Source organism: Neptunitalea lumnitzerae, assembly GCF_027924185.1.
Taxonomy (GTDB): Bacteria; Bacteroidota; Bacteroidia; order Flavobacteriales; family Flavobacteriaceae; genus Neptunitalea; species Neptunitalea lumnitzerae.
In genome coordinates this window covers 412,715-427,047 of the sequence record NZ_BRVO01000002.1, presented here as the reverse complement: position 1 = coordinate 427,047, position 14,333 = coordinate 412,715, and the positions used below count along the sequence as shown (strand labels likewise).

The 14,333-nt window shown below is 32.2% G+C and carries 13 protein-coding genes; 10 read left to right on the top strand and 3 right to left on the bottom strand.

Annotation, left to right across the window (positions count from 1 at the left end):
• The first annotated feature begins 15 nt into the window (after nucleotides 1–15).
• From Y10_RS09355 to Y10_RS09320, 8 genes are all read left to right on the top strand, one after another.
• Nucleotides 16–678: a response regulator transcription factor gene (locus tag Y10_RS09355; protein WP_281765119.1), complete on the top strand. Its 663-nt coding sequence runs from the start codon at nucleotides 16–18 to the stop codon at nucleotides 676–678.
• Nucleotides 675–2,048: a sensor histidine kinase gene (locus Y10_RS09350; protein ID WP_281765118.1), complete on the top strand. Its 1,374-nt coding sequence runs from the start codon at nucleotides 675–677 to the stop codon at nucleotides 2,046–2,048. Before Y10_RS09355 ends, Y10_RS09350 begins: the two co-directional genes overlap by 4 nt.
• Nucleotides 2,049–2,192: 144 nt before the next feature.
• On the top strand, nucleotides 2,193–4,082 hold the full coding sequence (locus Y10_RS09345; RefSeq protein WP_281765117.1) for an LTA synthase family protein: 1,890 nt from the start codon (nucleotides 2,193–2,195) through the stop codon (nucleotides 4,080–4,082).
• Nucleotides 4,083–4,085: 3 nt separating this feature from the next.
• Entirely contained in the window at nucleotides 4,086–4,973 is an 888-nt protein-coding gene (locus Y10_RS09340) for a diacylglycerol/lipid kinase family protein (RefSeq protein ID WP_281765116.1), read from the top strand.
• Between the two features lie 79 nt (nucleotides 4,974–5,052).
• Nucleotides 5,053–5,493, top strand: a complete 441-nt coding sequence (locus Y10_RS09335; protein WP_281765115.1) for a thioredoxin family protein — start codon at nucleotides 5,053–5,055, stop codon at nucleotides 5,491–5,493.
• Nucleotides 5,490–6,473 (top strand): FAD:protein FMN transferase, encoded by a 984-nt coding sequence (locus Y10_RS09330; RefSeq protein ID WP_281765114.1) that lies wholly within the window; start codon nucleotides 5,490–5,492, stop codon nucleotides 6,471–6,473. The genes Y10_RS09335 and Y10_RS09330 overlap by 4 nt, the downstream gene beginning before the upstream one ends.
• Nucleotides 6,470–6,679 carry a DUF4266 domain-containing protein gene (locus tag Y10_RS09325; RefSeq protein ID WP_281765113.1) on the top strand — a complete coding sequence of 70 codons (210 nt, stop codon included), beginning with the start codon at nucleotides 6,470–6,472 and terminating at the stop codon, nucleotides 6,677–6,679. Before Y10_RS09330 ends, Y10_RS09325 begins: the two co-directional genes overlap by 4 nt.
• A 10-nt stretch (nucleotides 6,680–6,689) precedes the next feature.
• On the top strand, nucleotides 6,690–8,012 hold the full coding sequence (locus tag Y10_RS09320) for a DUF3570 domain-containing protein (protein WP_281765112.1): 1,323 nt from the start codon (nucleotides 6,690–6,692) through the stop codon (nucleotides 8,010–8,012).
• A gap of 74 nt (nucleotides 8,013–8,086) precedes the next feature.
• Here the strand turns inward: Y10_RS09320 and dinB are convergent, their stop codons facing one another.
• Entirely contained in the window at nucleotides 8,087–9,304 is a 1,218-nt protein-coding gene (gene dinB / locus Y10_RS09315) for a DNA polymerase IV (protein ID WP_281765111.1), read from the bottom strand.
• Nucleotides 9,305–12,283: a DNA polymerase III subunit alpha gene (locus tag Y10_RS09310; RefSeq protein WP_309297826.1), complete on the bottom strand. Its 2,979-nt coding sequence runs from the start codon at nucleotides 12,281–12,283 to the stop codon at nucleotides 9,305–9,307.
• A gap of 65 nt (nucleotides 12,284–12,348) precedes the next feature.
• Between Y10_RS09310 and Y10_RS09305 the strand changes: the two genes are divergently transcribed.
• Nucleotides 12,349–13,113, top strand: a complete 765-nt coding sequence (locus tag Y10_RS09305; RefSeq protein WP_281765110.1) for an XRE family transcriptional regulator — start codon at nucleotides 12,349–12,351, stop codon at nucleotides 13,111–13,113.
• Between the two features lie 6 nt (nucleotides 13,114–13,119).
• On the opposite strand, the gene Y10_RS09300 is transcribed toward Y10_RS09305, so the two are convergent.
• Nucleotides 13,120–13,803, bottom strand: coding sequence for a hypothetical protein (locus Y10_RS09300; protein WP_281765109.1), 684 nt, complete (start codon nucleotides 13,801–13,803; stop codon nucleotides 13,120–13,122).
• A gap of 291 nt (nucleotides 13,804–14,094) precedes the next feature.
• Between Y10_RS09300 and Y10_RS09295 the strand changes: the two genes are divergently transcribed.
• Nucleotides 14,095–14,292, top strand: coding sequence for a hypothetical protein (locus Y10_RS09295; RefSeq protein ID WP_281765108.1), 198 nt, complete (start codon nucleotides 14,095–14,097; stop codon nucleotides 14,290–14,292).
• The last annotated feature ends 41 nt before the right edge of the window (nucleotides 14,293–14,333 follow it).

Here is a 14,333-nt window from a genome sequence, read left to right as displayed (position 1 = left end):
CATCAATTTTGTAATATGAAAGTGCTAATTGTTGAAGATGAACCTGGTATATTAAATTTTCTAAGTCAAGGACTTAGAGAAGAGTCTTATGAGGTTACAGCTGCTTCTAACGGAATAGTCGGTTTAGAGTATGCTTTATCAACTACTTATGATATTATAATTCTAGACTGGATGTTACCTAATATGAGTGGTATAGAAATCTGTAAAAAAATTAGAGCAGAACATATAGCCACGCCTGTATTATTTTTAACCGCAAAAGATACTCTACAGGATACAATTTTAGGTTTACAATCTGGGGCAAATGATTACATTAAAAAGCCATTTCATTTTGAAGAATTATTAGAGCGTATAAAGGTTCAGTTAAGACCCAAGTTAGAACATCTGGAGTATATTATTGGAGATATAAAGTTAGACACTACTTCTTATCAAGTTTTTAAAAATAACGAAGAAATCTCTTTAACTAGGAAAGAGTTTTCTTTGCTTGAGTATTTAATTAAAAATAAAGGTAAAGTATGCACTAGAACTAATATTCTAGACCATGTTTGGGATATTAATTTTAATTATGATTCTGGTGTTATAGATGTATTTATTAATGCATTAAGAAAGAAATTAAACATTTCTAATAGTGAGTACATTCATACCATTAGAGGTGTAGGATATATGATTAAAGACGAATGAAATTAAGGTTTAAAACAAGAATAGCACTACATTATTTAATAGCTACAGCTATCGTTATTGCTATTGTGTTTTTAGTAATTTTTAATGTTGTTAAAAATACTGTATATCAAAGCTTAGATGAAGATTTAACATATGAGGCTAATGTTCATATGGCCGAACTAGATAAAGCTAACCTTCGCTTTGCTAATAGAGAAGAATGGGAAGAAAGGGAACATACAGAAGCAGAAGTAAACCCTGTGTTTGTTCAAATAATAGACAACAATGAAACTATAACCGATAAATCACCTAATCTTCATGAAGATGAATTAAGTTTTGACGCTAGTAAAAGTCATAATACACACTTTAATTCCTATCTCACCAATGAAATTGTTAGACAAGTACAAGTACCCATTTTTGTAAATAAACATATTAATGGTTATGTAATTACGGCTATGTCTTTTGAGTCTTCTCAAAACTTAATTTCACAACTTTTAAAAATACTACTGCTCTCATACCCTATTATATTATTAGGACTATTTTTTGTTTCAAGTTTTTTGGCAGGTAATAGTATTGAACCTATTAAAGCTATTACAAAAACTACCAAAAGAATAAACAACAATAATTTAAGTGAAAGAGTAGTTTTGCCTATACATAAAGATGAATTATATGATTTGTCTGAATCTATTAATGACCTTTTACAAAGAATAGAAGATACTTTACAACGAGAGCGACAATTTACTTCAGATGCTTCTCATGAATTAAGAACTCCCCTAGCCTCCCTACGAGGAACCTTAGAGATTGTAAATAGAAAAGATAGATCTGTAGAAGAATATAAAGACAAAATAAATTTTAGTCTTCAGGAAATAGACAGGATGAGTGATATTGTTACTCAACTTTTATATTTAGCTAGATTTGATTATAAAGTTTCAGATCAAGAAAAAACAGGTCAATTGATACCAATAATAGACGAGTGTATTGAAAGATACAATGCTATTATCCATAAAAAAGAGATTCAAATTAAATTTAAAGCTCATCCAAATACCAATATTGAGGTATCTTCATATTATACGTATTTAATTATAGATAATATTTTATCTAATGCTATCAAGTATTCAAATCAGAATGGTTGTATTACAATTGAACTACTTAAAAAACATAACGAGGTTGTTTGTTCTATTATGGATGAAGGTATTGGTATTAATAGAGATGACATTTCCAAATTATTCAATCCATTCTTCAGATCAGAGTCTTTGGAGCACAAAGATATTTCAGGTACCGGATTAGGACTAGCCATTGTTAAAAAGGCTGTAGATGCAATAGGTGCTACAATCCAGATAAAAAGTAAAAAAGGAAAAGGAACAAGAGTTGAAATATCTTTTAATATTAAGTAAAGCTTAAGTACATATTAAGCAAATCTTAAGACACCCTTTATAGTTTAGCAAGCATATAAATTATATGCTGTTATGGAACCTAAATTTAAAAGGTTTGAATTACTAAAAAAATATAGTATTCTTTTTCTTATAACCTCTTTTTGTTTGAGGGTTATTTATTTTATATGGTCTTTTTCAGAAGCAGACCTAAGCATTTTTTCTATACTTAGAACGCTATTCACCGGAGCATTTTTTGATATTGGAGTGCTATCCTTTTTACTGCTTCCTATTACTACGTATTTACTTTTATTTCCAAAGAAATATAATGGTAAAATTATAGACCGTATTGTTATCTATGGTGGTTTTTTCGTACTAACAATTATCCTAACGTTTTCTTTCTTCGCAGAAATAACATTTTGGGAAGAGTTTAAAAGACGTTTTAATTTTATAGCAGTAGACTATCTCATTTATACTTATGAAGTTATTCAAAATATAAATGAGTCGTACCCCTTACCTTTACTAATTGCAGGTGTTTTAGTTATCAGTTTAACAGTATGGTTTTTCTTTAAAAAAAGAAATTATTTTGATACCACATTTCATGGTGACACAACTTTTAATAATCGCATTTATGTATTCTTAATTAATGCTGCTTTCTTAATTTTTTTTGGATTAGTGGTAACCAATAAAGCTGCAGAATGGTCTGAAAATAGATATAACAATGAAATTTCTAAGGCAGGCATTTATTCATTTTTTTCAGCATTTAGAAATAATGAACTAAGTTTTACAGAGTTTTATAATACCGAAAATAATGAAAAAGCTTTTTCAAGAGTACGCTCAGAATTACATACTATAAACACACATTACATTTCAAGCGGAGATCATATAGCTAGAGAAATTAATGAGGCTGTGGGTGCAGAGAGAAAAAAGAATGTGATATTAATATGTGTAGAGAGTTTAAGTGCTGATGTTATTGGGGCTTATGGAAATAGAGAAAATCTGACTCCTAACATTGATAGTATCATAAAAAAAAGTACTTGGTTTTCAAACATGTATGCTACGGGGACCAGAACGGTAAGAGGCATGGAGGCACTTACACTTTCCTACCCTCCTACACCTGGTAGAAGCATTGTAAAAAGAAAACATAATGAAAACCTCTATAATATAGGTACCGTCTTTAATGATAAAGGATATAGGAATACCTTTTTTTACGGAGGTGATGGCTATTTTGATAATATGGATTATTTTTTTAGTCATAATGGTTTTAATATAGTTGACAAAAGTCGTGGTTTTATCAATTTAGCAAGTTTTCCCACCACTAGAGAGGTTATAACAGATGCTGAAACAAGCTTTGAAAATGCTTGGGGAGTTTGTGACGAAGATTTATTTAACAAAATACTTACTACTACAGATTTATATACATCTGAAAATGATAAACCATTTTTCCATTTTGTAATGACCACTTCTAATCACAGGCCATATACGTATCCTGAAGGGAAAATTAAAATTAAATCTGGTACAGGAAGAAAAGGTGCAGTAAGTTATACAGATTATGCTATTGGTGATTTCTTTAGAAAAGCGGCTACAAAATCATGGTATGCTAACACTGTTTTTATCATTGTAGCAGATCATTGTGCAAGTAGTGCTGGTAAGTGGGAGCTTGATATAGCTAACTATCATATACCAGCTATCATTTTTGATCCTGAAAAAGCTAATTCAATAGAAGTAAACACCTTATGTTCTCAGATTGATTTAGTACCTACTTTGTTTGGTTTATTAAACTGGAAATATGAAAGTAAATTTTATGGGAATGATGTAATTAATAACCCAAGAACCGAAAGAGCCTTTGTAGGTAATTATAGAAAATTAGGATATTTAACTCCTACTAATTTAATGGTTTTAAGAGATCAAAAAAGTCATCAATTCTACAGATGGAGTAAGGACGAAAATCAATTGGAACCAATTGCTGATAACAAAGAGGTACTTTCCAAAACCATTGCTTTTTACCAAACTGCGGATTACTTATTTCATCATCACAACTTTGAACTAAAAGAATGAGGTATGAAAACAAAAATTTGCTTTATCATTAATCCCATTGCAGGCTTAGGAATACAAAAGATAAATAGAAATGAAGTACTAGCTATTTTTAATAAAAATCAATTTGAAGTTACCTTTAAAGAAACTGAGTACTGTAAGCATGCTAGATTGTTAACACAAGAGGCTTTAAAAGAGAACAATTCCATTATTGTGGCTTGTGGTGGTGATGGTACTATTAACGAGATAGCTGGTGAATTAGTAGGTACACAAGTAATTTTGGGGATAGTTCCTATAGGTTCAGGAAACGGACTGGCAAAACATTTAGAGATACCTACCAATAATATTTATAAAGCACTACAAAAAATAGTAACTCAACACATAGAACAAATAGATATAGGCAAAGTAAATAGCTACTATTTTTTTAGTAATATGGGAATTGGTTTTGATACTCAGGTATTAAAAACTTATAAGCGCATTAAGAACCGTCCAATGTATTCATATATAAAAGCGGTAGTTACCTCTTTATTTAATTATAAAAATATGCCCAAAATTAAAGTAAAGGTGAATGATTGTAACCTGCTTATAAACCCTTTTCTTTTTATGATAGCCAATACAAATCAATTAGGGTATAACTTATCATTACATAGAAATGCTATGATTAATGATGGTCAATTAGATTTAATAATAATAAAGAAACAGCCTAAATATAAACTTGTCTGGTTAGGCTTATTAATGATACTGAAACAAGAGAAGTATTTTAATGGAATTGTACATTATGTAACAAAAAATATAGAAGTTGAACAACTTATAAATACCCCTTATTATTTACAGAAAGATGGAGAATTAATAAAAATGGAGGAATCTCATATATCTGTAAACATATTAGACAAGGCGTTAAATGTAATAAATTAACTATCTTAAGCAAATCTTAAGGAGGTTTTTTCTTTGTTTTTAAACAGATAGATTACATTTATTTTAAAATTTAATGAAGATGAAAAAAGTTTTATTACTCATAATTCTTTTAGTAGGCGGCTATTCTAGTATAAATGCTCAAGAATGGTATACAAACATGGAGCAAGCAAAGCAGGTAGCCCTAAAAGAGAATAAGCCTATTATTTTAGTTTTTCAAGGCTCAGATTGGTGTACTCCTTGCATTTTATTAGACAGAAATGTTTGGAGCACAGACGCTTTTAAAGAGTATGCAAAATCTAATTACATAATGGTTAAAGCAGATTTTCCTAGAAAGAAAAAGAATGCCTTACCGGAAGCGCAACAAGATCATAATAACAAATTAGCAGAAAAGTATAATCAGAATGGGTATTTTCCTTTGGTTGTTATTTTGAATAGCAAAGGTGAAAAAAAGGGACAAACTGGATTTGAAAAAATAAGTGCCAAGGAATACATTAAATTACTGAATTCATTTTTAAAATGATAAAATTAAAATGTTTTGTTCTTTGTATTTTGGCAATGCATGTAGCAAATGCGCAACATACGTATACGCGTACTTTAAAATTAATGGGAAGCCGATTTGATATTACTGTAGTTACTGAAACAAAGGAAGATGGAAACGCGTACATTGATTTAGCTATAAATGAAATAACGCGTATTGAAAAATTAATATCTTCTTGGGATACCCAATCTCAAACCTCTCAAGTAAATAGTAATGCAGGTATTGAGCCAATTCAAGTTGATCCTGAGTTATTTGCATTAATTGAAAGAGCTATAGGAATATCTAAGTTAACTGATGGCGCTTTTGATATTACCTATGCGGCTATGGATAAGATTTGGAAGTTTGATGGTAGTATGACAGAAATGCCCAATGAAAGTACTATAAAAGCTTCTATTGCTAAGGTAGGATATAAAAATATAGTTCTAAACAAAGAATCAGGCACTGTATTTTTAACCAAAAAAGGAATGAAAATTGGTTTTGGAGCTATTGGCAAAGGATATGCAGCCGATAAAGCAAAGGCCCTTTTAATTAGTAAAGGTGTTAAAGCAGGTATTATAAATGCCTCTGGTGATATGAATACTTGGGGTACACAAATTTCAGGTGAACCATGGAAAGTAGCCATCACAAATCCAATGGATAAGAGTAAGGTTTTTGCTTTACTACCAATTAAGGAAGAGGCCGTTGTAACCTCTGGAAATTATGAGAAGTTTGTGGTATTTAACGGTAAACGCTATACACATATTATAGACCCCAGAACAGGTTTTCCTTCTAGTGGGATAATTAGTGCCACGGTGTTTGCTCCTAAGGCTGAACTTGCAGATGCGCTGGCTACTTCCGTTTTTGTAATGGGGATTGAAGTAGGATTAGACAGAATAAACCAATTACCAAAAATAGAATGTATTATAATTGATGATAAAGGACGCATTTATACCTCTAACAACATAAAAATTGATACCCCATGAAAAGATTATTAATGATAGGTGCAGCTATGGTGAGTTTTACATCGTGTACAGCTGTTAAAGAATATGAAAAAGTGTATTTAAACGATCCCGATATGTCTTTAAGTGCAAAGTCAGTAGACCGTAATGAGTCAAATGCTCACTCTTACAGAGAGGCTGCATCCGGAGCTAATGGTGGAAAAACTGGTGGTGGTTGCGGATGTAATTAATTAGTTAGTTATGAAAGAGAGTTTAATTTTAATACTATTTCTATTAGGATTTTCATTTAGCTGGTCGCAGACTAATGATAGTATACCTAATAATGAATACAAGAAAAGAGTCTTAGAATCTACCGAAGTAGATTTTTTGGCAAGTTATTACACACAAGATGGAACAAATGCTGCCGTAACTGGTGGATTAGGAGATGAGCATTTGACTGATGGCGCTTCTACAATAACAGTAAGTATACCGCTAAATGATGATGACCAATTAATAGTTGATGCAGGTATATCTGCTTATACTTCTGCATCTTCTAGTAATGTGAATCCGTTTGATGGAAATGGGAGTGCAAATGCTTTTCAAGCAAGTTCAGGAGCTTCTTCTAGCGATGTTTGGGCTAATTTTAATACTACGTATAGCCATAGCTCAGATGATAGAAATACCATTTGGACGGGTAAATTTTCTGTGGCTTCAGAGTATGACTATTTCTCCTTAGGATTTGGAGGAAGCTACACGAAGTTATTTAATGAAAAGAATACAGAATTAGGTTTTCATGGTTCCATTTATTTAGATACATGGAGTCCTATTTACCCTATAGAGTTAAGACCTTTTTCAAGTAATGGAAATGGTTTAAACAATACGTTTTTTAATAATTATACTATTACAGGAAATACCAACTATACTCCAATTTTTTCTGAGTTTACAGACAAAAACAGAAACTCTTATTCAGGAGGTTTTAGCTTATCACAAATATTTTCTAAAAGAGCTCAGGGTATTTTTATGATGGATGTAGTACAGCAAAATGGATTACTATCTACTCCATTCCAAAGAGTTTATTTTTCAGATGTTGCTGACAGCTATATAGAAAATTTTCACTTAGCAGATGCTATTGAACAATTACCTGATAACCGTCTTAAAATAGCTATAGGTGGGCGCTTTAATTATTATGTAAATGAATTTTTAGTATTAAAAACTTTTTATAGATATTACTTTGACAATTGGGGTGTTGGCTCGCATACAGCAAGTATAGAAGCGCCAATTAAAATAGGAAGCGGTTTTACGTTATATCCTGCTTATAGATATTACAATCAATCTGCTGCAGACTACTTTGCGCCCTATGAGGCCCATGTTTCTACAGAGAGTTTTTATACTTCTGATTATGATTTATCTAAGTTTAATGCCAATCAATTTAGCTTAGGAATTAGCTATACAGACATATTCACAAAATTTAAACTTTGGAAATTACGATTAAAAAGTATTGATTTAAAATATAGTTATTATGAACGTAATACCGGATTTAGTGCCAATATTATTTCTGGAGGATTAAAGTTTATAACAGACTAAAAATAGAACCCTACAAAACCCGTTTTAAACACTTGTAATTGTTTAAAGGCTGCTTCATAAAAGCAGCCTTCTTTTTATCTTCTTCTATTAGGTAATAAAGGTGGTGGCTCTCCCGTAAAAGGATTCCATCTACTAATAGTTTTAGCCTCCATACCTGCTGCAGATATAATAGCCCTGTCTCCAAAACGTTCGCGCATTTTATCTATAGCAACGCTTAAGTTAAGCTGCTTTTCTTCGTCTTCAAACAGATTAATTTGATGTCCTCCCTCTACCAAATGACTAAATCTTACACCTACTAAACGTACCAACATACGTCGGTTATACAAGTTTTTAAATAGGTCTAAAATAACCGGTAGTAGCACACTATCTAATGAGCTATACGGAATTCTTTTCTGTTGTGTATGAGTTTGAAAATCGGAATATCGTATTTTCATAGTTATACAAGCAGTTAACTTATTTCCTCTGCGTAGTTGATACGCCAAGTTTTCTGCCATAGCCACCACAATGCTACGTAGTTTCAAAACATCTGTAGTATCTTTATCAAACGTACGCTCTGTAGAAATTGATTTTCGCTCATGATATTGCACTACTGGAGTTTCATCTATTCCGTTGGCTTTATTCCAAATACCCAAACCATTTTTGCCCAACACTTTATACATTACTTCCATGGGCATTTCTTGTATGGTTTTTATTTGCTTTATGCCTAAATCACAAAGCGATTTATAGGTAACCTCTCCTACCATGGGAATTTTTCTAACAGAAAGTGGTGCTAAAAAAGGCTTTTCACTACCCTGTAATATACGTATACGGTTATTGGGTTTAGCCTCTCCTGTAGCTACTTTAGATACTGTTTTATTAATAGAAAGTCCAAAAGAAATGGGTAATCCAGTTTCTTTAATAATTTTTTCTCTTAATTCTGTAGCCATTTGCATGCAGCCAAAAAAACGATCCATCCCTGTTAAGTCCATATAAAACTCATCAATAGAAGCTTTTTCATACACCGGTACACTTTCTTTAATAACATCGGTTACCTGTTCAGAAAACTTGGTATAAATTCCTGCATTCCCTCTTAATATGATAGCTTCGGGACATAGTTGTTTTGCCATTCGCATAGGCATGGCAGAATGCACGCCAAACCTCCTGGCTTCATAACTACAAGAAGCTACCACCCCTCTATCTGAGGTACCTCCTATCAGTACAGGTTTTCCTATTAAACGATTGTCTATTAAACGTTCACACGATACAAAAAAAGTATCTAAATCCATGTGAACAATAGCCTTTTCATTGCTCATTTATGCCTTCATTTTTACAGAAGCATCAGCGTACCTAGGGTCTTCTATAGTAGCTTTACGGTACATTGAAATTACTTCTATCGTCATACAATCAAATTCTTCTATTACCTTTCCTGTAATACTGTACACTCCTCTTCCTCTAAACGGATATTGTGCTGCCACCGGTGGGAAATGTACGGTATCAATAAAACTTCCATCATAATCTACAAAGGTGCCAAACTGCATATTCTTTCCTTTAGAAGTACGTGTATTCTTAGTGGTAACCAAGTACCCTTCTATAGTAACTACGGTATCTATATATTTAGGCAATTCACTAGCCTTTAGCATACTTTGTCGTGGTTTTTCAACCAACAAAAAAGGATTACACAATGGAAAACCTAACAATTCTATCTGATCAAATGCATTTTCTAACTCTGTACTTTTAAGATCTGGATATTCATACGCCATACTTTTAGGTTTAAATAAAGTAATAACTTCTTCTTGTACAGTCACTTTTGTAGTTTTTAAACGAGCTTCCCATAACATTTCTCGTTTTGGTGTACCAGTAAACCTAAATGCGTTTATTTTTATTAAAATAGATAATTGATCAACCGATACTGAAACTCTATCTATAAAATCATCCAAATCAATAAATGCGCCGTCTTTATTGCGTGCATATAGTATTTTAGCTATGGTAGTTTTTTCTAAAGCATGTAAAAAACCAAAACCTAAATAAATACTAGTACCCTTAATTATAGTTTGAAACTCGCTAGTGTTTATACAAGGAGCTTCTATAGTACCACCATGCATACGTGCCTCGTGCACATAAAGTTCTGTACTATAAAAACCACCTCCATTATTAATAGTAGCCACCATATATTCTAAAGGGTAATACGCTTTTAAAAACAAGCTCTGATAACTTTCTACAGCATAAGAAGCAGAATGTCCTTTAGCAAATGCATACCCCGCAAAACTCTCTATTTGGCGCCATATTTCAGCGGTTAATTCGTATGGTTTATCGTTTGCCAAACAATTATCAAAAAACTGTTGTTTTACTTTTTGAAATTCATCTCTAGACCTAAACTTACCAGACATTCCTCTACGTAACATATCAGCTTCTCCTAAGGTTAATCCTCCAAAATAATGGGCTACTTTTATCACATCTTCCTGATATACCATTACGCCATACGTTTCAGGCATTATATCTAATAATACTGGGTGTCCGTCTTGTCTACGCTCAGGGTATCTATAGCGTAAAATATATTCGCGCATCATACCCGATTTGGCAACTCCTGGCCGTATTACAGAACTAGCTGCTACCAAACCTAAGTAATTATCTACCTGTAACTTTTTTAATAACATACGCATTGCTGGCGACTCTACATAAAAGCACCCTATAGCCTTTGCATTACGCAATAGATATTTAATACGTTCGTCTTGCTTAAAACGTTTCATATCATGAATATCAATAGCAGGAGCTTCTGGATGGTTCTGTTTTACCAGTTCAACCGTATCTTTAATTTTGCCCAATCCTCGTTGACTTAAAATATCAAACTTATATAGCCCTATATCCTCTGCTACTACCATATCTATTTGGGTAGTAGAAAAACCTTTTGGCGGTAAAAAAGTAGCACAGTATTGATGAATAGGCTTTTCTGATATTAAAATACCTCCTGCATGAATTCCTAAATAATTAGGAAAACCCTCTATATAAGTACTATACTTAACAACAAGTAGTGATAACTTATCTAGCTGTTGTACATCAAACTTACCCGTGGTAAGCATATCTATTTCTGCTTTAGGCAACCCAAATACTTTACCTAATTCTCTAACAGAAGCTCTAAATTTAAACGTATTATATACCGTTAACAGCGCTGTATTTTTAAATGTTTTAAAAATAAATTCGGTAATATCATCCCTATCTGCCCATGAGAAATCAATATCAAAATCGGGTGGGTTTTTACGATATAAATTAATAAAACGCTCAAAGTATAAATCTAGTTCTACCGGATCTACATCTGTAATACGTAGAATATAAGCTACAATACTATTAGCCCCACTACCCCTGCCTACATAAAAATAGCCTTTACTACGTGCATATTCTAAAATACGCCAGTTAATTAAAAAGTAAGACACAAAGCCTTTTTGCTTAATAATTTCAATTTCTTTTGCTACTCTTTTTAAAATACTTCTGTCAGGTGTATTACCATAACGGTATGGTATTCCCTTTTTTACTAAATCTTTTAAGAGTTTCATATCTTCTGCTTCACTCTCTGTAAATGCCCGTTGATTTTTGGGTGTTTTTTCAGAAAAATCAAATGATACAGCGCAGGCTTCTAAAAGACTTTCTGTGTTTTTTAGTAATTGCGGAAACTCTGAAAACTCTTCCTTTAAATGTTCAGGTGTAATAAAACAATCGGTTTCTTTAGCTTGTTCTTCTACAGGTAGCTTACTAAGCAACGTATTGTTATCAATAGCTCTTAATAATCTGTGGGTGTTAAATCCTTTTTTATTTTGAAAAGAAACTGTTTGTAACACAACCAGTTTTCCTAACTTATCTTTCCACGTAGAAAATTTTAGCTTATTAAGTTCAGCCGCTTTAATTCCTAAAAATTCATTTTCTCTAAGTAAATATTCTTTTCCAACTTCATAAGGGTATATTACAAAGCTATCTGGTATGTACTTTGCTCTGGAAGGAATGCTTAGTGTTTCATCATGTAAAAAAGTAGATAAGTAACTATTAATGTCTTCAAACCCTTGATTATTTTTGGCTAACATAATAAACTGTTGTTGTGCCCCATTTCTAAAGTCTACCCCTACTACTGGTTGTATGTTATGTTCGGCAGATAATCGTATCACATCTAAACAAGCAGATGTATTATTAATATCTGTTAAGGCAAACTTTTGTATGCCATGGGCCACGGCTAACTGTACTAACTCTTCTGGTTTTAAGGTGCCGTATCGTAAGCTATAATAAGTATGACAATTAGTGTACAACATGTTTATTTGTTTTTCTACAAATTTAGTTTTGTTTTGAAACAATTGTTGTTTAATTTTGAAACATTATGAGTTTTATAGCATCTAACATTAGACATTTAAGAACGTTACGTAGTTTTTCGCAAGAATATTTTGCAGAAGAATTACAGTGGACACGCGCTATGGTAGCCTCTTTTGAGAGTGGTAGAACAGAACCTTCGGTATCTAGGTTGGTAGAATTATCGGCATATACAAAACTTCCTATAGATGCCCTTATTAAAGCCGATCTTAGAAAATCTAAAGAAGTTTCTTTTATTGATATAGGTAATAAACGTGTGCTGTTTCCTATTTCTGTAAATGAAGATAATGAGGAAATGATAGAAATTATACCTGTAGAAGCATCTGCCGGTTATTTAAACGGATATGATGACCCTGAGTATATAGAAGCCTTACAAAAGTTTAATCTTCCTTTTTTAACCGTAGGCACACACCGTGCTTTTCCTATTAAAGGAGATTCTATGCTACCCGTAAAGCCCGGCTCTTTTATTGTAGGCAAATTTGTAGAAGATGTACAATACATTAAAAATGGTACTACTTATATAGTTCTTACCAAAGAAGATGGACTGGTTTACAAAAGGGTTTTTAATTCTATAGAAACCAATAGAACTCTAACACTTGTATCTGACAATACAGCATATGCCCCATACGAGGTAGCTATTGAAAAGGTACTTGAGTTATGGGAGTTTAAATGTTGTATTAATACGCAGGAGTTTGACAAAGAAGAATTAAAAATTAGTTCTATATCGAACATGGTAGCTAAATTACAAACAGAAATAGAAAGTTTGAAAAAATAATTTTAGTTACGGACAAATATACTTCTCTACCATATAATGAGTAATCGGCTTTAGGGGCTTATCCGTTTCCGGATGATTCCCTCTAGTTGAGAAAAACTCATATTCTCTATTTTTATTTTTACCGTACCAGATTAATGATTTACCGTCTTGTGTAAAAAAGACCGTATTACAGTCTGGTTGTATTTTAAAGAAAGCATCACATTCAGTAGATTTATAAAGTTTTAATTTCCCTGTGCTATAGTCATTCTCATTAAAATCTATCTGCTCGTAGTGATCCTTTTTCCAAACCATCCACTTCCTTTTTGTTACCGACTCAAATATTAAGAAAATAAGCAATAACCCTATGCTAACCAATAAGGTTGTTTTGTGGGCTCTGAAAAAGTTTGAAGATTTATCTTTAAAAGTCAACTCACCTTTCTTTTGCTCTTTTTCATAGGTAGAAAAATCTTTATATCCTACATACACTGCCAAAGCATTTGCAACCCCCATTCTTAAATTAATCTCATGTCTTTCTTCTGCTTCTTTTTTTAATTGCAACAAACGTTTGCCAGAAATAATTTCTTTATCTCCGGTTAAAGTACTTTGCTCTTCTATAATATTACTTAATTCTTCTGCCTGTTTTGTCTTGGATAAAAAAGAAAACTGTTCCGAAATCTTTACAAACGACTCTAAAAGTAATTTGCTACGCATATCATTGATTATTATGCCTTAAAGTTACAATTTTTCATAGAGAAATTTATGGGAAATTAATTTCCAAAAGGTTTCCTACTTATTTCCCGCTATTTATTGGGCGGGTTCATTCATTTGTTGTGGTATTAAAAAAGTACCAAAAAACAGTAGTTGCTATTAGCAAGTAATATGCGGGAAGTAATACCTGCTATTAGTAACTACTACTCTTCCCGATCATGTGAGGCCTCACATTAAAATCTGCCTTAAACGGCAGCAATAACACTATTTCATAATTTCAAAAACCACAACAAAATGAAAAAATTTTATATTGTATTTCTTCTAATAGTATGTATTCTTCCATTATCATATTCTTGTAATCCTGAAGCACTTTCCGAGGACCTTAATTTATACGAACAACAGAGTAAAACCAATACTGGTGATGACGATGATACCGTACCACCACCTAACACAGGAGGTGATGAAGAAGAAGATCCTGAAACAACACCATAATAACAGAATTCTTCTTAATTGAAATAAATTTATACAAATAA

What these genes read in the sequence shown, in the direction of transcription:
- Y10_RS09325 (WP_281765113.1), top strand. Translation starts at nt 6,470, where the DNA reads ATGAAAAGATTATTAATGATAGGTGCAGCTATGGTGAGTTTTACATCG.
- Y10_RS09320 (WP_281765112.1), top strand. Translation starts at nt 6,690, where the DNA reads ATGAAAGAGAGTTTAATTTTAATACTATTTCTATTAGGATTTTCATTT.
- Y10_RS09350 (WP_281765118.1), top strand. Translation starts at nt 675, where the DNA reads ATGAAATTAAGGTTTAAAACAAGAATAGCACTACATTATTTAATAGCT.
- Y10_RS09300 (WP_281765109.1), bottom strand. Translation starts at nt 13,803, where the DNA reads ATGCGTAGCAAATTACTTTTAGAGTCGTTTGTAAAGATTTCGGAACAG.
- Y10_RS09355 (WP_281765119.1), top strand. Translation starts at nt 16, where the DNA reads ATGAAAGTGCTAATTGTTGAAGATGAACCTGGTATATTAAATTTTCTA.
- Y10_RS09310 (WP_309297826.1), bottom strand. Translation starts at nt 12,283, where the DNA reads ATGTTGTACACTAATTGTCATACTTATTATAGCTTACGATACGGCACC.
- dinB (WP_281765111.1), bottom strand. Translation starts at nt 9,304, where the DNA reads ATGAGCAATGAAAAGGCTATTGTTCACATGGATTTAGATACTTTTTTT.
- Y10_RS09330 (WP_281765114.1), top strand. Translation starts at nt 5,490, where the DNA reads ATGATAAAATTAAAATGTTTTGTTCTTTGTATTTTGGCAATGCATGTA.
- Y10_RS09295 (WP_281765108.1), top strand. Translation starts at nt 14,095, where the DNA reads ATGAAAAAATTTTATATTGTATTTCTTCTAATAGTATGTATTCTTCCA.
- Y10_RS09340 (WP_281765116.1), top strand. Translation starts at nt 4,086, where the DNA reads ATGAAAACAAAAATTTGCTTTATCATTAATCCCATTGCAGGCTTAGGA.
- Y10_RS09305 (WP_281765110.1), top strand. Translation starts at nt 12,349, where the DNA reads ATGAGTTTTATAGCATCTAACATTAGACATTTAAGAACGTTACGTAGT.
- Y10_RS09335 (WP_281765115.1), top strand. Translation starts at nt 5,053, where the DNA reads ATGAAAAAAGTTTTATTACTCATAATTCTTTTAGTAGGCGGCTATTCT.